The sequence below is a fragment of the Brevundimonas staleyi genome, from assembly GCF_041893865.1.
Classification (GTDB): domain Bacteria; phylum Pseudomonadota; class Alphaproteobacteria; order Caulobacterales; family Caulobacteraceae; genus Brevundimonas; species Brevundimonas staleyi.
Genome location: NZ_CP169082.1, coordinates 2909429 through 2932624 on the forward strand (window position 1 = coordinate 2909429; position 23196 = coordinate 2932624).

Genomic DNA, 23196 nt, shown 5'->3' on the forward strand with positions numbered 1-23196 from the left:
AGGCCTAGAAGCGGGCGCGGAAGCCGAGGGTCGCGTTCGTCCCGCCGTGAATGAAGATGGCGGAGTGGTCGCCGAGCTCACCCGAGGTCGCGAGACTGCCGGGCACGACGACGTTGCGCGGCCGGTTCAGCAGGTTCCTGACGGTGAAGAAGGCCTCCCAGCCGGGGCGAACCTCGTAGCTGCCGGAGAGGTTGGTGTCCCAATAGGCGGCGAACCATGACGGCGTGGTGGTGCGGTATTTGTCGTCCGTCCAGACGGTGTTGAGGAACAGTTTGACCGGCCCCTTGCGGTAGGACAGCGCCAGGGTCGCCAGCCTGTCCGCCGACCGAACGATCGGGATTTCGGGATCGTTGATCATGAAGGATCCGCGCACCGACAGGCCGTCCAGTAGCCCGGGCAGGTAGTCCATGGCGTGGCTGAACTCGAGTTCGTAGCCCTGGATGTCGATGGCGTCGCCGCCCACGGTCGTCGTCGTCCGGAACAGGTAGCCGGCGTAGTCCTGACCGGTGTAGCCGAACTCCTCGGCGGTCAGGTCCTGCTGCTGGAAGAGGCCCTTCACGCGGTTCCGGTAGTAGTTGATCGCCACCATCCCGACCGGTTCGAAATACTTCGACAGGCGGATCGAGAGGTTGTCCGAGAGCTCGGGCTCCAACCCCGGATTGGGAGCGGTGATGATCTGCTGTTCCTCGTTGATCGACCAGACGCCGGACAGGACGCCGACCTCCGGCCGCCGGATCGTGCGGCTGTAGCCGACCTGCAGATCGATGCTGTCGGTGAAGGCGTACTTCAGCGACGCGCTGGGGAAGAAGTAGTCGTACTCGCCCGTGCGCTCGACCTTGGGCCGGCTCAGGAACTGGTACTCCAGACCCGGGATGGTCGTGGCTCGCCCGGTGGAGGCCGAGACCGCATAGCCGGCGGCGGCGACCTCCTGGGCGGACAAGGCGTCAGGCTCCAGCGCCGCCGTCTCGGTCCGCTCCCAACGCAGACCGGCCCTCACCCTCAGCTGCGAGGTCAGATCGGCCGTGCCCATGAAGTAGGCGGCGGCGCTGTCCTCTCGGTAGTGCCGGCTGTTGCCGACATAGATGGCGTACCATTCGCTCGGCGTGGTCGCCGTCGTCTGGACCCAGTCCTGAGGATTGGCGCGATAGAGTTCGAGCAGCCGGTAGGTGCTCGGCACATAGATGTCGTTGCTGCCGTTCAGGGTCGTCAGGGTGATGCCGCTGTCCGCCAGTGAAATCTGATTGGTGCTGCGCACCTGAGCCAGAAGCTCGGCCGAGGTCAGAGGGCCGCGATAGGAGTAGCGGTTGAGGTCGGACGGGTTCTCATAGTCGTACTCGGCGCGCTGGAATTTGAAGCCGGTCTTGAAGATCACCGGGATCGACCAGGCATCGGCCTCGAAGGTCAGATTCATCGTGGCGCCGGTCGAGGTGTGCTCGGCGGACATGTTGCTGTTCGTCCGCAGCACGATGGCGTTGCCGGTCAGGAAGCTGGCCGGATCGCTCCAGTCCCCGCCGCTGAGCTGCCGGATGTTCCAGCGCTGGTTCAGCAGATCGCCGGGGTCTCTCTGGGCCGAGAAATTGCCGCGCGAGGTGATCGGGCTGAGGATGTAGGCGGAGTTCTTGATGCCCTGCGGATCATACGTGCTGAGCGAGTTGGAGTAGGACAAGGTCCCGTCCAGACGGAACCGGCCGGCGTCGTACTCGAAGCTCGGGATCAGGGTCGTGCCGCGCCCGTCCTTGTAGGTCAGCAGGTTCTGCACCGACAGGGTATTGGTGGTCGCCGCGGCCTGGGTGGTGATGTCGAAAACCGGGTCGCCGATGACGCCGCGCGAGCGGGCGGCGGTCGTGAAATCGATCGAGGTCGTCCCGGCCCAGATGCTGGCCTCATTGTAGATAGAGGCCAGCGACAACGTCAGCCTGTCGGTGGCGCGAAAGTCGAGGTTCAGCGAGGCGGAAAAGCGCGAGATTTCACGGGCGTAGAGGTTGGTGTTGATGGCCGTGATCGCCATCGGCTCAGGGCTGGCGGCGGTCGGCGCATAGCTGCGGCTGGCTTCGATCTGTTCCTGTTCGACATACATGTTGGACTGGCTGAGACCGGCCACCACGCCGAGACGGCGGTCCAAGAAGGTGTCGGAGAACTCGACCTGCCAGTTCGGCAGGAAGCGCCGGTTGCCATAGCCGCCGTCGGCCGGGCCGCTGCGTTCGGCGGAGTCCCACATGTCCGAATGGGTCGTGCCGCTGAACTGGGCGAACATGCGACGCCCTCGCCGGTCGAAGGCCCGCTTGGTGCGGATGTTGATCGTACCGGCCGGGGCGTTGGCGTCCACGTCGGCGCTGATGGTCTTGGAAATCTCGATCGAGTCGATGGCGCTCAGCGACATCTGTTCGAAGCTGAAGGTGCGCGAGGCGTCGGCGCCGGTATTGCCGTCGGCGGCGGCCAGGTTGACCCCGTTAACCGTGATCGAGGTGTAGGCCGGCGGAAGGCCGCGAAGCTGCACGTTCCGGACCGTGCCGTCACCGGTGCTGTCGGTGTCGACGCCCGGCATGAATTTGATGAACTCGCCCGGATTGCCTTCCGAGATATCGCCGAACGATTCCGACGACAGGCTGTTGGTGATGTTCATCGACTGCCGCTGGCTCATGATCGCCCGCGCGTCGCCGTCCCGCGAGCCGGCCACGACCACGTCATCCACCTGAACGGCCTCGAAGCCTGGGCGGGTCATCTGCACATCGATCCGCGTCGTGGCGCCCGGCGCGACGTTCAGGCTGACGGCCTGGTCGGGATAGCCGGTGAAGCGCACGACGAGCCGGGCGGGACCCGCCGGCAGTCCCGACACGCGATACTCGCCGCCTTCGCCAGCCGTGATCGACCGACGCTCGCCATCGGCGGCAACCATCTCGATCGCCGCATTGCGCAGGAACTCGCCGGTGACCGGATCCACGACGGCGCCCTCGACGGCGCCCTCCCCCGCCTGACGGTTTCCGCGCAGCTCCGAGCGCAGGGTGATGAGTTGGTCCGTCCGCGACGCGACCCGCAGCGGCGTGCCGGCGATCAGGCGCTGGAGCGCGTCATTCAGGTCCATCTCCCCGTTGACCGCCTGGGTCCGGACGTCCTCGAGGTCACGCGCCGGGGCGATGATCTGAACCCGGGCCTGACGCGCGAACTCCGGGATGGCGGTGACGGCCGGCTGGGCCGGCACCTGGAACGCCCGAACCTGAGCCGCGGCCTGAGAGGCCATCACGGATACCGCCGCGGCGACGCCGCACGACAGGAGAAGTTTGCTGGAAGTCATGGTCTGCCCCGTTGGGCCGCGTGGAGAGGCGCGGCTTACGAGGAGCTAGAGGCTTGGCCGGAAGCCATCCTCCATCTGTCATCAAAGTTTTATCCTACGGCGCCGTCGCGACCGATCAGAAGGGCGCCCTTGCGCTCGACGACCGGGACATCGAACACGCCGCCGATCGCACGACCGAACCCGATGGGATCGTTGGCCGCGAACAGGCCGGTGATCGGTTCCCTGGCCAGGGCTTCGTCCAGAATGACGATCCGGGTGTCGCTGTAGCGCGCGAAGGTCGCCGCCGCCTCGGCCAGGGTCTCGCCCTCGAAGGCGATCTTCCCGTCACGCCATGCGAGCTCCCGCGTCACCACGTCCGGCGACACCGTCACGCTTGAGGTGGAGGGCGAAAACGGCCCGGCTTCCGTAAGCTGCATCCGGGTGTTGGGCCCCATCTTCATCGGTGTCGATCGACCGGCTGAAGACACCTCGACCTGTCCCTGATGGACCAGAATGTCGGTCATCGCCTGACCCAGCTTGCGCAGCCTGACGCCCGCGCCGTGCGCCACGACCACGCGCTGGTCCCCGATCTCCACGACGAAGGGCCGGGCGTCGGCGACCACACTGAGATCGACCTCGCCTTCAAGCAGTCGGACGTTTCGCCGACGCTCGTCGTATTTGACGGTCAGGCGCGTCTGGGTGTTCATCATGATGGTGGACCCATCGGCGAGCGGCACCAGGCGGACTTCGCCGCGCGCCGTTGCGTGAGCCGTGGGCGCGGCCAGACCCAGCCCCACAAGAGACGCCAGACCGATAGAGGCGGTCGCGCTCCCTCCCCAGATCAGGGCGCGCCGTCTTGAAACAGGGGCCTGGGCGATGCTCGCACCGAAGGCGGCCGGGTCATAGGCCTCACCCAGGGCGCGCGCGGACTCGCTGCGAAGAGCGACCGCCCTGGCGCGCAGCAGCGCTCCGGCATGCCGGGAGTCCGCCACCAGCCAGGCGTTCAGGGCTTCGGTGTCGCCGTCGGACAGCGGCGCGCGATCTTCCCGGGCGACCCAGGCCGCCGCCGCCGCGTCAATGTCTCGACTGGTCACGCGCTCGACCATGCAGGGCGATCTTCTCCGTCTTCACAACCCTAGAGGCTTGGGGTGACGCCTTTCCGCCATGCGCCGCCCAATCAATCAAGAAGCGGACCCCCCGGGCGATGTGTTTTTCGACGGTGCTTTCGGAGAGGCGCATGCGTGCAGCGATCTCTCGCTGTGACAGACCGTGGATGCGACGCAGGATGAAGGCCGCCCTCGGCTGCCCCGGCATGGCGGCGATCGCGTGCGCCAGGCGCCTCAGGTCGTCCCGATCCATGACGACCTGTTCTGGCGAGGCCGCATCGTCCGCTGGGTCGAATCCTTCGAGATCGTCGGCCGCCTGGATCGGGACCACCCTCGCCCGACGCACATGCCGCACGACGATCGAATGGGCCACCTGGAACAGATAGGCGCGTGGGTGCCGAATGTCGGCGACCGTGTCTCGAGCAGCCAGGACCGTATATGCCTCCTGCACGACATCATCGACGTCGATGCCGGAACTCCTCTTGCGGCCGAGCCACGCCCGCAAGGCGGGTTCATGCGGCAGGATGTTCGCTAGGAACCACCGCGTCTTGTCCTCGTCGATGGTGAAGATGACGCGCCCCCGCGAGATACCACGAGGGCCTCCTATCCAGCCTGTCTGACAGCGGCGTGACTGATTGGTGACGCTTGGACGCGGGTGGCTGCGCGCCCTAGGCTGCCCGTATGCGCGGCCCCGCACGGCCTAAGTGGAGACAAGTTTGCGTTAGACTGACAGCACCGCCATTTACTCCCCGGCTAGGTCCGGGTGCGCCAGGCGGCGCTGAACAGCTCCCAACTGTCCGCGACTTAGCCCACCCCAGAGATCGTTCACTGGTCTCTGGCAGGCACACGCCTGAGCGTCATTCGTTGAAGCTAAAGAGCATGTGCCAACCATCGGCACAGGCTTCAGCCAATTTTCCGCCCGTCATTCCTGTGGACCGACCAAGACCTTGGGCCCCGAAGACCGCGTCGCGCGATCTCCGGGCCCGTGTCTTCACCACCCGTACTTCAGTCCGATCTGTCCGCCCTGACTGGAGCTGGCGTCGCCGACCATGGCGCGGTAGCCGAGGCTGAGGGCCAGGCGGTCGGACAGGGTCCATTCCACGCCGAGGTTCAGGTTCAGGCTTTCGCGCGACCAGGCATCGAGCGGGACCAGATAGGTCGGGCTGGCCGCCCAGTCGGCATAGCGGACGCCCTGAAGGCCGATGTCCTTCAGCTCGTGCGACCACTCCAGACGGATGCTGGGCAGGAACAGGCCGTGGCGACGCGTCGGCAGGCTCCATCGCAGGGACGCGCCCAGATTGGCCGAGAGACTGTCCTGGGACAGCGCGTCCCAAGTCAGGCTCGACAGGCCTCCGCCTGTTTCGGTGAAGGCGTCGAGGCGCATCTGGCGAGCGTCGAGGCGTCCGTAGACATCGCCGCTCAATCCCCCGTTCTGAACCATCTGGCCGACCGAGAGCGAGGCGAAGCGGATGTCGCCGGAGCGTTCGCCCTCCACCTGGCCTGAGGGGCCGCCGTCCATCGCCGAAGTCCGGCGACGGGTGTCGAACCGCAGGTCGGCGAAGCCCAGCACGCTCTCGAGGTACAACGACCGGGTCGGTCGCCAACTGGCGTAGAGGGCGCCGGTGATCGCCTGACCGTCGGTGGCGGCGCCGCTTTCGCCGATCCGTGAACGGTCCTCGCCATAGCCCAGGCCCCCGCCGACGATCAGCCGATCGTCGAGCCGCAGGTCCAGGCCGCCGCTGACGCCCTGGGTCGTGAAGCGGGTGTCCCGCTGTCCCGACGCATCCTGACGCCCCCAATCGACCATCCCGGCGGTCCAGAAGCCCAGAGCGCCGGCGCGCGAGACTGGGGATTCGCCCGCCGAACCGAAGTTCATCGTCTCGACCGAGTCTTCAACCGGGACGTCGCCGGCGCGAGCGCGCGCGGCCCAGATCTCGGCCGTCAGCAGTTCGCGCTCCCGATCCGGATCCAGCGCACTCACATTCTGGCGGGACGAGCCCATGCCCAGTCGCTGACGCAGGGCCGTGCGGGGATCGCGCATGTCGTCGTTCATGCCGAAGCCCAGGTTCAGGCCGAGATCGTTGGACGAGGCGTTGGTCCCATTGCGGAGATCCTGCAGGCGACGCTGGAAGTTGCCGACCTGAGCGTCGGTGAAGCGACGCGCCGCCGCGACCTGGCCGGAAGCCGCGCCCCGGACGTCGGGATTGAGGCCGGGATCCGCCCGCGCCTCGACCATGACGGTCAGGACGCCATTCGTCGTTCCAAAGGCGTTTGCCAGGCTGAAGGTCACCACGGCCTCGCCCGCGAAGGCGCCCGTCGGGGCGAAGGTCAGGTCGTAAGCCCCGCCCGTGTTCGCGATCGTGGCCACGCCCGCCGTCGTCGGCGACACCGACACCACGGCGGCGGCGGTGAAGGGGCCGCCTGCGCCGTCGCTGATGCGGGTGACGACCGCGCGGCCCTGGAGGGTGCGCGCCGTCAGGGCCTGGGCGGCCGGGACCCGGTTGGCGACCAGGTCGATCCGACCCGCCGCCGAAGACCCGAACGGGAGATCGATCACATAGTCCAGCGAGGTCGCGCCGCCGCCGTCCGAACCGGGCGTGAAGACGATGGTCGCGCCCTGGACCACGGCCGCTCCGAAGGCCGGCGCACGGGTGATGCGGAGGCCCTGGAACGGTCCACCGACCAGACCGGCCGTGGGCGTCAGACCGACCTGGCCGTTCGAGGCGACCTGGGCCGACAGATCGGGCGCCTTGCCCGCCACCTGGAAGGTGAAGCTGAGCGGACGAGAGTCCCCGCCCGGTCCGAAGGCCACCAGGGTGATGGTCTCCGTCCCCATGAAGTTCGCCGCCGGTCGGTAGACCAGCCGGAAGCCGCCGCCGGCCGCGCGCAACGCGCCGTCCTCCCCCTTGGCGCCGGAGGAGATCGCAGCGCCGCCCTGGACGATCTCCACTGCGCCGTGGAAGCCGGTCGTGGTGACCCGGAAGCCGTCGATGGGCCCCGAGACCAGGGCGCTGAGGTCCACCGTCATGGCTTGAGGACTGCCGGAGGTGACCGGCGGGAGCGGCGGCACGACGACCGGGCCGGTCGGCGCCACGATCACCGGCGGCGTCGGCGGCGAGACCGTGACCGACACGGTCGCCGGCGCGGACACGCCGCCCGGTCCCGACGCCGTATAGGTGAAGCTGTCCTGGCCGTGGAAGCCGGCCGCGGGCGAATACAGGAAGCCCAGCCCGCTGACCCGAACCGATCCGTTCGCGGGCGACGATGCGATCGATACGCTCCGCGCCTCTCCGCCGGACAGGGCGGCCCCGATGTCGTTGTCGATGGAGCCGAAGTCCACCGTCGCACTGACTCCACCCGCGCGCGGCGCGGCGATCACCGGAGACGCGGGGACGATCACGAGGACGTAGGTCCGCGTGCCCGTCGCGCCATGGACGTCGGTCGCCCGGACGACCAGGTTGAAGGTCCCCTCCGCCGTCGGCGTGCCCGACAGCACGCCGTTCGCGAACGAAAGGCCCGGCGGCAGAGGATCGCTGCCGCTCGCCAGGGTGAAGACGTAGGGCGCGGCGCCCGACGCGGCCGAGATCGCCTGGCTGTAGGCCACGCCCACCTCGCCCGACAGTTCGATCCCCGACAGGGTCAGGGTCGGCGGCGACACGGTCAGGCTGACGGTCGCCGGAAGCGACGTGCCGCCCGCGTTGCCGGCGGTGTAGGTGAAGCTGTCCGGGCCGGAATAGCCGGGGTTGGGCGTATAGCTGATCGTCAGACCCGTGACGCTGGTCGAGCCGTGCGACGGCGGGTTGGCCACGGCGACGGTCAGGGCCGTACCGCCCGTCATGTTCAGCGCGACGGGGTTGTCGCGGCTGTCGGCGGCGACCGTGACGCTGACGGCGTTGGCGATCGGAGCGACCACCACCGGCGGAGCGGCGCTGACCGTGATCGTAACCGTCGCCGGAACCGAGGTCCCGTCCCCGTTGGTCGCCGTATAGGAGAAGCTGTCCGGACCGGAATAGCCGGCCGTCGGCGTATAGGTGATCGTCACGCCGCTGGCCGTGGCCACGCCGTGCGACGCCTGGGTCGCGATCGCCACGGTCTGGGCCGCGCCGCCGGTCAGGGCCAGCGTCACCGGATTGTTGATGCTGCCCGCGGCCACCGTCAGGCTGACGGGCCCGGCCACGGGCGGAGTGGAGGCCGCGACCGTGATCAAATGGGGCTGGAGCGCCTCATAGGGTCCGGTCCCGGTGCTGGCGTCGCGCGCCCGCACGGTGAAGGCACTGGTCCCCGCCGTCGTGGGCGTGCCGGAGATCTCGCCGATCGAACCGTCGAGGGTCAGCCCGGCCGGCAGGTCGCCGTCGGCGATGGAATAGACATAGGGTCCCGTCCCGCCCGACACGGTTCGCGTCTGGCTGTAGGCCGCGCCCTGCCGCCCGGCCGGCAGGGCCGTCGCGTCCAGGGTCAGGGTCGGCGGGGTGACGGTCACCGTCACGGTCCCCGGCAAGGAGACCCCGCCCGGGCCGGTCGCCGTATAGGTGAAGCTGTCCGGTCCGCCGTAGCCGGCGTTGGGCATATAGGTGATGGTCAGACCGCTCGCCGTGGCGACGCCATGCGCGGCCTGGGAGGCGATGTCCACGCTCATAGCCGTGCCGCCCACGCGCAGGGTCACAGGGTTGGCGGTGCTGCCGTAGGCGACGGTGACACTGGCGGCGTCGGTGGTCGGCGCCGGGGGCGAGACCGCGGCATAGGTGAAACCGCCCGGAACGACCGCCGAGGTTCCGTTCGGCGTCGTCACGGTCACGGAGACGTTGCCGACCACATGAGCGGGTGTCGTGAAGCTCAACGAGGTCGCGCCGGAGACCGTCACGCTCGCGGTCGGGACGATCGTTTCGCCGATGGTCACCGAGGTCGAGCCCGCGACGAAGTCCGTCCCGGTCAGGATGACCGACGTGCCGCCGACTGTCGGTCCGGAGGCCGGCGAGATCGCCGTCAGGGCCGGCGCCGGCGTCGGCGCGACGTACGTAAAGCCGCCTGAGACCGCGCTCGACGTCCCGTTGGGCGTCGTCACCGTCACGACGACAGTCCCGGCCGCATGGGCCGGAGTGGCAAAGGTCAGAGACGTTGCGCTGGCCACCGTCACATTCGCGGCGGCGACGGTCGTTCCACCGATCGTCACCGACGTCGAGCCGACGACGAAGTCCGTTCCGGTCAGGGTGACCGACGTGCCGCCCGCCGTGGAGCCTGTGGCGGGTGAGATCGCCGACAGGGTCGACGCCGGCGTCGGCGCGAAATAGGTGAAGCCGCCCGACACGGCGGCGGAGGTCCCGCCCGCCGTCGTCACGGTCACCGCGACATTCCCTGCCGCATGAGCGGGCGTCGTGAAGCTGAGCGACGTCGTGCTCGCCACCGTCACACTCGCGGCGGCGACAGTCGTTTCGCCGATCGTCACCGACGTCGAACCGGCGACGAAGTCCGTTCCGGTCAGGGTGACGACCGTCCCTCCAGTCAAAGATCCGGAGGCCGGCGAGATCGCCGTCAGGGTCGGGGCCGGCGTCGGGAGGACATAGGTGAACTGGCCGATCAGCGGCGCGGACGTTCCGTCCAGCGTCGTCACGGTGACATCGACGGCCCCCGCTGCATGGGCGGGCGTGGCAAAGGTCAGAGACGTTGCGCTGGCGACCGTCACGGCGGACGCCGGGACCGCTTCCCCGCCGATCATCACCGACGTCGAGCCTGCGGCGAAGCCGGTTCCGGTCAGGGTGACGACCGTTCCGCCCGTGGTCGGACCCGTCGAGGGCGAAAGCGCGGTCGCCGTCGGCAGAGCGTAGGTGAAGGCGCCGATCAGGGGGGCTGTGGTCCCGTACGGGGTCGTCACCGTCAGATCGACCCGTCCAACAGCGTGCGCCGGCGTGGAGAAGCTCAGCGAGGTCGAGCCGGTCACAGTGACGTTCGACGCAGCGACCTGGACACCGCCGATGCGGATCGAAGTCGAGCCCGGAACGAATCCGGTTCCGGTCAGCGTGACCACCGTCCCACCGACACCACCGCCGACCGAGGGCGAGAGAACGGCCGCCGTCGGCGCGCCATAGTAGATAAAGGCGCCGTTCGCGACAGAGGAGACTCCGCCGGGCGTCGCCACCGTGACATCCACGGAACCCGCCGCGTGGGCGGGGGCGACGAACGTCAGCGAGGTCGCACTATTCACCGTTACGCCGGAGGCCGAGACGGTCTCGCCACCGATAGTCACCGAGGTCGCGCCCGCGACGAAGCCCGTTCCGGTCAGGGTGACGACGGTTCCACCAGCGATGGCGCCCGACGACGGCGACAGCGTCGCCAAGGTCGGCGCAGCGACATAGGTGAAGCCTCCAGACACGGGCGCCGAAACGCCGGACGGCGTGGTCACGGTCACCGCAGCGACGCCTTCGGCATGAGCCGGCGTCGTGAAGGTCAGGGAACTACCGCTGTTCACGGTCACGCTCGCCGCCGGGATAACGACACCGCCGATGCTCACCGAAGTCGACCCCGTGATAAAGTCGGCGCCGCTCAGGGTGACGGAGGTTCCACCGGCGGTCGGTCCGACCGACGGCGACATCGCCGAGAGGGTCGGCCCCGCGACTGCCGTATAGGTGAAGCCGCCAGGCAGCGGATCCGAGGTGACGTTTCCGGACTTCACGAACACATCGACCGCGCCGGCCGCATGGGCGGGCGCAGCGAAGGTCAGCGAAGTCGGGCTGCTGACCGTCACGCTGGAGGCGGGAACCGTGATCCCGCCGATGACGACCGAGGTCGAACCAGCGACGAAACCCGTCCCGGTCACGACCAGAGACGTTCCGCCGACCGCGCTGGCGCTGGACGGAGAGATGGCGGTGGGGATCGGTCCAGCGACCACCTGGCTCTCGCCATAGGCACAGCCCAGGACGTTGCAGAAGGAAACCGACAGGCGGCCGTTCGCTCCGGCGAAGGTCCTGATCGCCGGAATGATCGTGTATTGGGTCACGTCCGGCCGGTCGCGGTTGAACCCCTCCGAAGAGAACTGATCCGCTGGGACGCCCGCGACGGAGATCGTCCTCATAGCCGCCAGGCCGGAGCCGACCAGCCTGACGCTCCCGAGGTATTCACCTTCGTAGAACCCAATGTTCTCCGCGATCACGGAGGTGATCTGCGGCGGGGCGTTGATGAACAGGAATTTGCTTCGGGCGTGGCTCAGGCTGGTTCCGCTCGGCGTCGTGACCCGGATATCGACGAGGCCCTGCCCATTGGGAGCCACGACAAGGATCTGCGTATCGCTGAGGACGAAGAACTCGTTGTCCGGAAAATCGCCGATGGCGACCCCGGTCGCTCCGGTGAAACCTGACCCGGTCACATTGATGTAGTCCGGGGTGTACTGGTCCCAGACGTACCCCTGAAGGACTCCAGGCAACATTTCCACGACCGGCAGCGCCCCCCCGACATAGGTGAAGCTGCCAGGAGCCGATGTTCCGTTCGGCGTCGTCACCGTCACGGCGACGTCTCCGGCCGCATGGGCTGGCGTCGTAAAGCTGAGAGACGTCGCGCTGACGACCGTCACGCCCGCCGCCGAAACAGTCGTCCCGCCGATGGTCACCGAAGTCGAGCCCGTGACGAAGCCGCTCCCGGTGAGGGTGACGGATGTCCCTCCAGCCACGGGCCCGGACGTGGGCGAGATGCCCGAAAGGGTCGGCGCCGGCGTCGGTACGGCATAGGTCAGGCCGCCCGCGATCGGGCCGGACGTTCCGACAGGCGTCGTCACGACCACATCCACCGTGCCGGCGGCGTGGGCCGGCGCGTCGAAGATCACGGTCGTGCCGGTCACCGCGGTCGGCGTCACCTGGACGTCGCCCACTCGCACTACGGTCTGGCCCGGCACGAAGTCCGTCCCGGCCAGGGTCACGCCGGTCGCGCCGGTCAAGGGAACCGTCGACGGCGTGATCGCGCCCAGCGTCGGCGTCCCGGCATAGGTGAAGCTCGAGGTCGCCACACCCCCACGCGTGGTCAGGGCGATCTCGACCACGCCGGCGGCGTGGGCCGGCGTCGTAAAGCTGAGCGAGGTCGAGCTGTCGATCGTAAGGTCTGCCGCCGCCAGGCCGCCGACCGTCACGGTCGTTGTGCGCCGAATGAAGCCGGTCCCGGTCAAGGACACGCGTGTGCCGCCCGATGGCGGACCGAATGACGCCGAAGCCGCGCCGATCGTGGGCTGAACCCGCCAGGGAGCCGTTGCATAGGCGCATCCGACGCTGTTGCAGATGGATATCGGCTCGGCGGCGGGCGTCGGGACATTGGTGTCCACATATCTCCAGGAGGCCTGGAGGTAGGTCCCGTCATCGCTGGCGAACACCTGGAACGCGCGTTCATTGCCGAAAATCACGCGGTTGTTGCTGTGGAAGTTGGCGCCATAGACGTGCGCGACAGGCCCTTCCTCGTCGATCACGTAGGAGGTTATGATCGGCGCGCCGATATAGGTGAACCGGCTGGCGGCGCTCGGCTCGCTGGATCCGTCCGGCGTCGTGACGATCACGTCGACCGTGCCCCCCGCCTGGTAGGGAATTTGGGCGGCGATGGACTCGTCGTTCAGAACGACGACGAACTCGGACCTAACGCCGCCGAATGTGACCTCGGTCGCGCCCGAAAGCCTCAGGCCCTCGATCACACCGTAGGTTACATCGTCCGGACCGACGTCCTGGGCGGTCGGGTTCAAACGGGTTACGACCGGCCCGTTAGCCGAGGCCTGATAGGTGAACCCGCCCGGAACGGCGCCCGAGGTTCCGCCCGCTGTCGTCACCGTCACCGCCACGGTCCCCGCCGCACGAGCCGGCGTCACGAAACTGAGCGAGGTCGGGGCAGCCACCGTCACGCTGGATGCAGGAACGGTCGTCTCGCCGAGGGTCACGGAGGTCGACCCGGCGACGAAGTTTGTCCCGGTCAGGGTAACCGTCGTCCCACCCGCCGTGGAGCCCATGGCGGGCGAGATCGCCGACAGAGTCGGCGCCGGCGTCGGCGCGACATAGGTGAAGCCGCCCGACACAGCGGCGGATGTCCCGCCCGCCGTCGTCACGGTCACCGCCACATTGCCGGCCGCATGGGCGGGCGCGGCGAAGCTCAGCGATGTCGTACTCGACACCGTCACGCTGGCAGCCGGGATCGTGGTTCCACCGATGGTCACGGACGTCGAGCCCGCAACGAACTCCGCCCCGGTCAGGGTGACCGTGGTCCCACCCGCCGTGGAACCCGTGGCCGGTGAAATCCCCGACAGGGTCGGGGTGACGGCGACGCCCTGGGCGACCGCTTGCACCATGCCTTCCCGGGTGAAGACCTGGATGGTGGCCGAACTGCCGCGTGGCGGCTGGCCCCGATCCCAAAAGGCGAGGATGCTTGTGCCGGTCGCGTCGTCCGTGTTGTTCCGGGGGAACTGCGGCGAGTCCACATTGTCGATCAGGACCATGGACACGTCGAACAGATTGGTCCCGGTGATCAGCACGGTTTCCCGTATCGGATCGAGGACGGCGGAGGTGATGGTGGGCGCGCCGTAGTAGGTGAACTTGCTCGCCGCGTTCGGCGTATTGACCCCGTTGGGCGTGACCACCTCGATATCGACGGTCCCCTCGCCCCGGACCGGCGCGCCGGCCATCAGCGACCCGTCCGCGCCGAGCCCGAACACCGTGGCGTCCACCCCGCCGAACCGCACGGCCGTGACGCCCTCGAACCCCGTGCCGGTCAGGACGACGAAGTTGGGATTGACCGCGTTCGCCGGCGCGCGGCCAGGGGACATGGAGGTGATGACTGGAGCGTTGGCGGCGACATAGGTGAAACCGCCCGCCGCTGCGCCGGACGTCCCGTTCGGCGTCGTAACGGTCACTGCGACATTGCCGGCCGCATGGGCGGGCGTGGTGAAACTGAGCGAAGTCGCGCTGGCCACTGTCACGTTTGCGGCCGGAATGGTCGTTCCCCCGATCGTCACCGAGGTCGAGCCCGCGACGTAGTTCGATCCGTCCACCTGCACGTTGGTTCCGCCCGCCACGCCGCCGGTTATCGGCATGACGTTGCTGATCGTCGGCGCCTGGGCCAGGGCCGGCGTCGCCCAGACGGTCAGGACGGTCAGGACAGCCAGCAGGGTCGCGAGCGCACCGCCGGCATCCGCACATGAGCGTACGGCCGCCCGCAGGCCGGCCTCGAACAGGCTATGACGTGCGCCCGGCGCCGACGCGCCGGGATACCGGAACTGCAACATTTCCCCGCCCCCGCGTCTCCGGCCTCCGCCCGTGAGGCGAGGCTGAAGAGTCTATTAAGGTCGGGAGTGGCCGCAGAAACAAACCGCGGTCAACTAAAAGAATCCGGGGGATTTTCAGCGAGTAAGCTTAACCTTTGCCTAGATCGGTTGCGGATCCGGTCATAAGCATCCAGGCGTGATGGCTGTTCACATTGACCGTGGACAGGCAGGAGGCGGTCCAGCGCCTCAGCCCCTCCTCCAGCACCGGCATGACCTCGATAGCGACCGCCCGCTCGCCCGAAAGCCTGACCCAACCCTCGTCCGCCGCGCCCTTCAGGACTTTCGTGACATGGGGGGCGGACACCCCGCACTTCCGGGCGGCCCAGGAATAGAAGCCCGGATCGGTGCGCCGATCGGCTCGCCCGCGCACCGCCTGAATGAGCGACATCATGATGCGGCCGCCCTGGGTCTGCCTGGCGAAATAGTCGGCTTCCGGATTTCCCGCCATGGACGCCGCCGCACGCGAAAGTAGCGGCAGGGCGGTGGCGCGGAAGGCCTGTTGATAGGCGGGGTCCCGGTTCGCGCCCAGTTGGAAGCGCACCTCCTCCGGCTCCAGCACCTCCAGCGGACGGTGCATCAATCGAAGCCATTCCAGGTCGGCGTCGCGGGCCTTGTCCGTCGCCCTCAGTTCGACCACCCGTCGGTCATGGGCGGCCGGCTCTATCGTGGCGAAGCCGTCGTCGCGCAGACGGCCGATCAACTCGGTCACCGCGCGACGGCTGGTGACGCCCATCATGCCCATCGCCCCGGCCACGGCCTCCGTCGTGAACAGCGTCGCGGGATTGTCGGGATCTCGGCTGGCGTCGAAACAGACCAGCAACTGAACGCAGACACCCTGGCGATAGTCACCGAGGCCGCGCATCCGGGGTTGGTCGGCATAGAGGTCCGCCATCTCGTCGACGAAGGCGTCATAGGCCGCCTCGAAACGCGGGTGGGCCCGGATTTCGGCGGGCGAGGCGGAGGGCGACAAGGACGCGTCAGTCACAGCACGACTCTACGGAAAGCAAGTCGCTCGACCATAGGGCCATCGAAACGCCAGCTCCATGTCACGATCACGTTTGCGGCGATGACGATCTGGTCGCCGGTCCGCCCCGAAAGCGGTCATTCCGAACTGCCTCTAGTCCAAAGCGGACGTCTCCCCTGCCCGCTTTGCGCCTAAGCGCCATTCCCCGAAGGGGCGTCAGAGATAAACTTCACGCGGCCAATTCTGGTTGTCCGAAATCGACCGAAAAGCGCAATCAGCTGATATCGGCCCGTGTCCGGAAATCGGACCTTGGCCAATGTCTGCTCACGACCCGCTACAGCGCTGTCAGCTTAACCCAATGGCACCCAACTGAAGCCTGCCATGATAATCTCAAGCAGCCGACGTCGCTTCGATCCAGGCGTTCGCTCGCCGCGCTCCGGAATGCCCGGAGCGTAGTTCGGCGGATGAGATGTCTCTGGGTGTAAAAGGTGTTGTAGACGCCGGCATGGGTGGTGAGGAAACGCTGAGCTGAAGCCTGGCTCTTGAAGAGCTGCATCTTCCGCTCCCGTCGTCGGATCGGGCGCTTGAACGAGAGTGGCCGCACGCCCCTCGCCTCCCCTGACGCAGGCCTCTAGCCGGCCCCGAGTGGAGACAAGTTAGCGTTAGACTGACAGCGCCTGCCCTTCGCATCGCCGCCCAGCGCCGTCACGACCCGGTCGGCCATGGCCTTCTTGCGCGCGTCGTTGACGTCGACCGTGGTCTCCACCAGCCGAACCGGCGTGCCGTACTGCTGGGCCGTGCGGACCAGGGCGACCGTGTCCTTGGGGAAGCAGGAGCCGCCGTAGCCCGGCCCGGCGTTGAGGAATTTCGAGCCGATCCGGCCGTCCAGACCGATGCCCTTGGCCACCTGCTGCACGTCCGCCCCCACCTGTTCGCACAGGTCGGCGATCTCGTTGATGAAGGTGATCTTCAGGGCCAGGAAGGCGTTGCCGGCGTATTTGATCAGCTCGGACGTGCGGCGCGCGGTGTAGACCACCGGGAAGTCGTTCAGGCTGAGCGGGCGATAGACCTGGGCCATCACCTCGCGGGCGCGCTCGTCTTCCGTGCCGATGACGACGCGGTCGGGACGTTTGAAGTCCTCGATGGCGGCGCCTTCGCGCAGGAACTCCGGGTTCGACACCACGGCGAACTCGGCGTCAGGGCGGACGCGGCGGATGATGGCCTCGACCTCGTCGCCGGTGCCGACCGGGACGGTGGACTTGTTGACCACGACCGTGAACCCGTCGATCAGGCCGGCGATCTCCTCCGCCGCCGCATAGACGTAGGAGAGGTCCGCATGGCCGTCGCCACGACGGGTCGGGGTGCCCACGGCGATGAAGACGACGTCCGCAGAACGGATCGCCTCGGCGCCGTCCAGGGTGAAGCTGAGACGGCCCGCCTTGACGTTGTCAGCGACCAGGGCGTCCAGCCCCGGCTCGAAGATCGGGATTTCACCCGCATTCAGACGCTCGATCTTGGACGGGTCCTTGTCGACGCAGACCACCGTATGGCCGAAGTCGGCGAAACAGGCTCCGGACACCAGGCCCACATAGCCCGTGCCAATCATCGTAACGCGCACTCAGCAGTTCCCTGACGCCGGTTGAAACAACCAGGGACGCACCCCAGCCGGCGAGCTATCTCTTTACAGCCCGCCCAGCGGACCGACCGATCAATAGGCGTTGGTCCGGGCAAGCAGCAGCGGAACCGTGCGAGCGACGATCACCAGATCGTCTACGAAAGACCACCGAGCCGCATAGTCGGCATCGGCGTCCACGCGGCGAGCCATACAGTCGAGTTGATGGATCTCGCCGCGATGACCCTGAACCTGTGCCAAGCCAGTCAGCCCAGGCCGAACCTCGAACCGCTCGGCGTAACGAGGCAGGAGCGCCCCATAGTGGAGGTCGTGGGCCAGTGCGTGAGGCCGGGGGCCGACCAATGACATGTCGCCGCGCAGCACATTCAACAGTTGCGGCAGTTCGTCGAGGCTGGTCGCACGAATAAAGGCCCCGACGCGGGTTACACGCTGATCGCCTCGGGTGGCGTGCGCAATGACATCACCGTCCTCGGTCACCGTCATGCTGCGGAACTTATAGATGGTGAAGACCTTGCCGTACCGGCCGGTGCGGCGCTGACGGAACAGGACAGGACCGCGGCTCTCCATCACGATCGCGAGCGCGACCAACGCATAAGCCCAGGCGAAGATCACTAAAACCGCGACCGCAGCCGTCACGTCCAACGTGCGTTTCAGCGACGGGCAGAAGCGGCTCCGGCCGAACGCGGGCCTCCAGCGCACCTCTTCCCGGCTGGCGGGACGAACCTCGTCCCGGACAGCGCTAAAACTGTCGAACATCAAATCCCCCAAGGAAAGCCTGAACTTGTCCTTAAAAAAAGATAAACCGGAGATCGTGGTGCGGTGCAACCGATTTTCGACCAGCGTTACCTGATCGTCAGTCGTTTTGTAGCGGGAGCGCCACACAACCTGGCGTCGCCCCGAGGGATCGGTGGTCGGAACGCCGTCCATTCCGCTGGTGAGGGAGCATGTCACGAGGCCTATCCTCGTCGTGAAGACGCCTGTGACAGCGCAAACCCGAACCCCAGGATCAGGGTCCAGAATGCCGCGAATGACGGAGTGTTCAACGAGACATCGACCGCCGCGTGCAGGAGGACGACCAACGAGGCGGCGAGCAGCCCTACAACCAAGGTGCGATTGCGCGGGCGTTGTATCGAGCCCCAGAACGTGACGCCAAGGATCAAGGCCACCAGGGCGAACATGGGCGCGGCGCCCACGAGACCCGCCTCCTCCAGCCACTGAACATAGGCATTGTGGAGCACTACCGTGAACGACATCGCCTGATAGTTCTGGGATGTCAGCATCTGATCGTTGACCTGCGCATAGCTTCCCAGACCATACCCGAACAGGGGTGCGTCGAGGAAAGCCTGCCAGTGGGTTGCCAGGACCAATCCCCTTTCATCCGCAGCGGACCCAACCGAGCTGAAGCGATCGGCAAACAGGCTGTTGCCCTGAATGAAAAGCGCGATCGCGACGGCGATGACGACACCGCCGAGGATCATGAGCGACCACTGCTTCTTGCGATTGTCGATCGAGGCCCAACCCAGAAACAGGGTCAGCGCCAAGGCCGTCGCGACCATCGCCGCGCGAGACGCGGTCAACAGCAGGCACACAGTGAACAAGAGGATCAGGGCGAGGGCCGGCGAAACGGCCGTGATCTTCTCGGTCACAGCGGCCCCGCTCAAGCGACCCCATTGGCGAACCGCCCAGGTCGCGGCCAGGATCACCAGCACCCCGAACTGAGTGCCGGCGATATTGGCGCTGTAGAAGCCGCCCGAGAGACGCCCGGGATCGACGACGATCTGGCTCCTGGAGAGGAACAGCACAAGGCTGATCAGGGCATAGGCAGCGCCGAGCGCAAGCAGGAGGCCAAACACGGCCCGGGCGCGGTCGCGCCTGGCGCCCGACAGGCAACCAAGGACGAAGACCGCACCCAATCCCAGCAGCTTGATGATTTCGATCGTCGTCGCCGATCGGTTCAGCGTGGACGACGCCGGCAGACCCGCCCAGGCCCACAGCGGGTTAGGATCGCCGGGAAGCAGCGTGGTCAGGCTCAGGGCTGCGACCAGAACCACCGCCGCGAACAAGATCAGCAGCGCCGCCCAAGGGCGAAGATGCGCCAGATCTCGTTGGGAAGCCGGATTGAGCAGTCCGACAAACAGAACCGCCGACAATAGGGCGAACATCCACAGCGCCGGCAAATCGAGCCAGGCGCCGAAGAGGAAGTGAGCGCTGAAAATCACCGCGGGTGCGAGACCGAGAACACCCCAACGCCTCAGCTCGCTCAGGGACAGGAGCCGCGCGTCCGATCGCGCACCAGCACGACGCCCTCCCCGGCCGGCCTCGCGCATCAGCTCGTGTAGTATTGCTTGTAGGCGCCGTAGTAGTAGCCGGCATCGCCGTAGCCGTAGCGCGCCTGCGACTTCATATCGACCTGAACCAGAGCGACACCCGCGATATGGGCGCCGGCCTTGTCGAGCAGTTTCAACGAGTTTGAAATCGCCTTCTGCGGCGTCGAGCGCCAACGGGTCAGGAAGACGACGGTGTCCGCCTTGGCCGCCAGCACTCGGGTGTCGGCGACGGCCAGAACCGGCGCAGTGTCGAGAATGACCAGATCGAAGTTGTGACGCAGATCGGCCAGAAGCTTATCCATCGCCTGGGAGCTGAACACATCCTTGGGTGTGAAACTGGCGTGGGTCAGCGGCAGGACATAGGCGCCCGACGGCTCGTCCAGCGCCAGGGCCGACTCCAGGGCGGCCGCGCCGTTCAGCACCTCAATGAGGCCAGCGGTCGGCTCGATGTTGAACAGACGGTTCACCGCACGACGGCGCAGGTCGCAATCGACGATCACCACACGCTGCCCGGCCTGGGCCGCCGAACGTGCGAGGCAGCCCGCCGTTGTGGTCTTGCCTTCGCCCGGCAGGGTCGAGGTGACGGCGATCACGCCCACGCTCTGCCCAACACGCGAGAACAGGATCGAAGTCCGAAGCGCGCGAATACCTTCCGAGAAGGCCGACAGCGGCTTCTGCAACAGATAGTCGGCGGGCGGGATGCGACGCTCGCTGGGATCGGCGATCGAGGACACGAGCGGGACGGATCCGATGTGCGGCAGGTGAAGCTTGCGCTCGACGTCCTCGCCCGTCGTCATGCCGGCGTCGAGCATCTCGGCGAGGACCACGCCCGCCAGACCGGCGCCCAGGGCGACGATCAGGCCCAGCGCAAGGTTCAACGGCACGTTCGGCGAGCTCGGCGCCAGAGGAATGATGGCGCGCGACACCACGCGGGCGTCGGACTCCTCCAGACCCTCCTGGCTCGTCGTCTGCTGGAAGCGATCCAGGAGACCCTGGTAGACGGTACGGGCGGCCTCGGCGTTCCGCTGCAGCTCGTTAAGGCGAACGCTGGCGTTGTTGTTGGCTGCGAGAGTGCCTCGCGCGCCGGACAGGCTGCCCTGCATGGAGGCCGTCCGCTGACGGGAGACCTGAACACGAGCCTCAAGGTTGGAGACGATGCGGCCGATCTCGGCCTGGATCTGGCCGTCGATATCCGCCAGCTCACGCTCGGCGCGCAGCATGTCGGGGTGGCGCGGTCCGTATCGGCTGGACAGGTCGGCGACGCGGCCGCTGACCTCGGCGCGACGCGCGCGCAGTTGCTGGACCACCGTCGATCCCAGAGCTTCGCCGACGTCTTCTCCGGTCGATCCGCGCGCCATCTGAGCCCGTGCGGTCGACAGGCGCGCCTCGTCCTCGGCCTGTTGGGCCCGTACGGTCGCCAGTTGAGTGTTATAGGTCGAGATTTCCTGCTCGGTCAGGGTCGCGCCCGAGGCGCTCAGCAGATTGTTGGCGTTGCGATACTGCTCCACAGCCGCCTCGCTCTGGATGACCTCGCCGCGCAGGTCGTTCAGGCGGGTGTTCAGCCATGTGTTGGCCTGGCGGGTGGCTTCGAACTTCGCCTCGAGTTGCTCCAGGAGGTAGTTCTGGGCGAAGGCGTTGGCGATGGTCGCCGCCTTCTCAGGATTGGGCGAGGTGAAGCTGACGCCCATCACATAGGTCAGGCCGATGCGACGGATCTGCAGCCGGCTGCGCACGGTGTCGACCACCTGCTCATGCTGCTTCCTGGCTTCAATCTCGCTCAGCTGTTCGCGCGTGGCGCCCGGCGCGGCGGCGCCGAACAGGGCGCCGATCGAATCCCCGACCTGACCGATCACCCCCTTGGGCGCGAGCTCTTCATTGAACTCGGGGTCCTCATCCAGCTTGAGCGCCGTGACCACGCGCTCGGCCAGCTGGCGTGATCGAAGGACTTCCACCTCGGTATCGACCATGCCGGCGTCGGCGGACAGGCCCGACAGCACGGCCTGGGTGTCGACCACCTGCTCGGTGCGGGTGTCGATCATGACGCTGGCGGTGGCGGTATAGAGGGGCGTCGCCTGAAGGGTGAAGACCAGGACCAGGACGAAGATCAGCAGGGCGAGCGCCAGGAACAGCTTCAGACGACGCCGGAACGTCGCGATCAGGGCGTGCAGATCCAGAGCCTGCGGCCACGGCGTCGCCCAACCCTGCGGCCCCGGCTCCTCTCCCGCTGGCATGGAATAGGGGCCGTGAGGATCGAAAGCCTGGCTCATGAGACGCTTTTCACTACAGCCGCCGGCCAGAGGCCGGCGCAGTCCTTAGAATTGGGCCACCAGGGCGAAGGCCAGCTTGTTGACCGTGAAGTCCTGATCGCGGCGGGCGCCCTCGGACTGGGTATCCATCGACGAGAAGGTCGCGTTGACGCCCAGGTTGCGATTGATCAGGTAGGTGCCGCCAACGTTGAGGATCAGGCGGGTGTCCTCACGATCGATCCCCTTGTAGTCGTCCCGGGCCCAGACCAGGCGACCGTTCAGGATCACATTGCGCAGCAGCTCGTGATCGAGACCGACGCTGGCCGTGTTCGACAGGAAGGCGCCGACGCCCGGCGTCGGGGTGTCCTCGATCGTGCGACCGGCAGCGACGGTGAGCGTGGTCAGTTCGCTCGGGAACCACTCCAGCTGAGCGCGCGCGCCGAAGCCCTTCACGTCCTCGAACGTGGCCGAGTCGTAGTCCTGCTGGATATAGCCCGCCGCGATTTCACCGCGAACCAGCGAGCTGACTTCGAAGTTGGCGCCGACCAAGAACTCCGAACCGCTGGAGTCCCGGTTCGGGGCCAAGGGGGTCGAGGCGATGTCATAGCTGCGCTCGTTGCCGGTGGCCTGGAAGAAGAAGGCCGTGTCCGGGCTGATGGCGAAATCGATGCGGCCCGACAGGCTCACCACGTCACGATCGCGCGCGTCCTGATCGATCACATTGCCCAGGCCGTCGCGACCGTCCTCGTAGTCGAGCGAGCGCCAGCCCGCGCGACCCGACAGCTTGATGTAACCGGCCGAGCGCGACGCGCTGATGTAGGCCTGGGCGGTGTCGACAGCGGTCGGCTCGACGGCATTACGCGGAGCGGAGGGCGCGGTGCGGGGTTCGAACGAGCTGGTGTAGTCCGCGCCGAAGCCGATGTTGGACAGGCGGGTCACATCCACACGGCCCGAGCCGCCGAGGGCGTACTCTTCCGTGTTCTCGCGGTCGTAGTCGGCGTAACGATTGATCGATCCGCGAAGATAGGCGGTCAGGAAGTTTTGCGACCAGTCCGACTCGATCGACAGCTCTGGACGGATGTGGACGATGATGTCGTCCAGTTCGTTCGTGGCCGTGGCGTAGACGTTGTCGTTGGTCTCGACCGCCGCTTCGATGCGCGGATAGACGAGGAAAGCCCCCGAGCGGATGCCCGGAGCCTCATAGTCAGGACGCGACCGCTGCGAGACCGAGGTGTTGCGATTGCGCGAAAAGTTGTCAACACCGGCGTCGCGCGTGCTGGCGATCTGACCACCCAGTTGGCCGGTCGTGACCTGTGCGGAGGCCGCGCCAGAGACCAGGGCGAGCGACCCGGCCGATACCGACAAGGCAACCG

The 23196-nt window shown here is 67.3% G+C and carries 9 protein-coding genes and 2 pseudogenes; all 11 read right to left on the reverse strand.

What is annotated here, in order from left to right; translation table 11 throughout:
- Window positions 1-4: 4 nt before the first annotated feature.
- Window positions 5-3292: a TonB-dependent receptor domain-containing protein gene (locus ACETK8_RS14840; RefSeq protein ID WP_374036605.1), complete on the reverse strand. Its 3288-nt coding sequence runs from the start codon at window positions 3290-3292 to the stop codon at window positions 5-7.
- A gap of 89 nt (window positions 3293-3381) precedes the next feature.
- A complete protein-coding gene (locus ACETK8_RS14845) occupies window positions 3382-4377 on the reverse strand; it encodes a FecR family protein (RefSeq protein WP_374036606.1) in 996 nt (331 codons plus the stop codon).
- Window positions 4346-4882: an RNA polymerase sigma factor gene (locus ACETK8_RS14850; RefSeq protein WP_374036607.1), complete on the reverse strand. Its 537-nt coding sequence runs from the start codon at window positions 4880-4882 to the stop codon at window positions 4346-4348. The genes ACETK8_RS14845 and ACETK8_RS14850 overlap by 32 nt, the downstream gene beginning before the upstream one ends.
- Before the next feature lie 486 nt (window positions 4883-5368).
- On the reverse strand, window positions 5369-14614 hold the full coding sequence (locus tag ACETK8_RS14855; protein ID WP_374036608.1) for an IPT/TIG domain-containing protein: 9246 nt from the start codon (window positions 14612-14614) through the stop codon (window positions 5369-5371).
- 127 nt (window positions 14615-14741) lie between these two features.
- Complete coding sequence (locus tag ACETK8_RS14860) at window positions 14742-15638, reverse strand: hypothetical protein (RefSeq protein WP_374036609.1); 897 nt, start codon at window positions 15636-15638, stop codon at window positions 14742-14744.
- A 406-nt stretch (window positions 15639-16044) separates the two neighbouring features.
- A pseudogene (locus ACETK8_RS20660) lies at window positions 16045-16197 on the reverse strand (IS6 family transposase); the annotation flags it as partial.
- A 114-nt stretch (window positions 16198-16311) separates the two neighbouring features.
- Window positions 16312-17235 (reverse strand): annotated as a pseudogene (locus tag ACETK8_RS14865) (UDP-glucose dehydrogenase family protein); the annotation flags it as partial.
- A 90-nt stretch (window positions 17236-17325) separates the two neighbouring features.
- The gene (locus ACETK8_RS14870; RefSeq protein ID WP_374036610.1) at window positions 17326-18177 is read right to left on the reverse strand and encodes a sugar transferase; all 852 of its coding nucleotides are present in this window, start codon (window positions 18175-18177) and stop codon (window positions 17326-17328) included.
- A gap of 29 nt (window positions 18178-18206) precedes the next feature.
- A complete protein-coding gene (locus ACETK8_RS14875; protein ID WP_374036611.1) occupies window positions 18207-19577 on the reverse strand; it encodes an O-antigen ligase family protein in 1371 nt (456 codons plus the stop codon).
- On the reverse strand, window positions 19577-21844 hold the full coding sequence (locus tag ACETK8_RS14880) for a GumC family protein (RefSeq protein WP_374036612.1): 2268 nt from the start codon (window positions 21842-21844) through the stop codon (window positions 19577-19579). The genes ACETK8_RS14875 and ACETK8_RS14880 overlap by 1 nt, the downstream gene beginning before the upstream one ends.
- Before the next feature lie 45 nt (window positions 21845-21889).
- Complete coding sequence (locus tag ACETK8_RS14885) at window positions 21890-23188, reverse strand: outer membrane beta-barrel protein (protein ID WP_374036613.1); 1299 nt, start codon at window positions 23186-23188, stop codon at window positions 21890-21892.
- Between the last annotated feature and the right edge of the window lie 8 nt (window positions 23189-23196).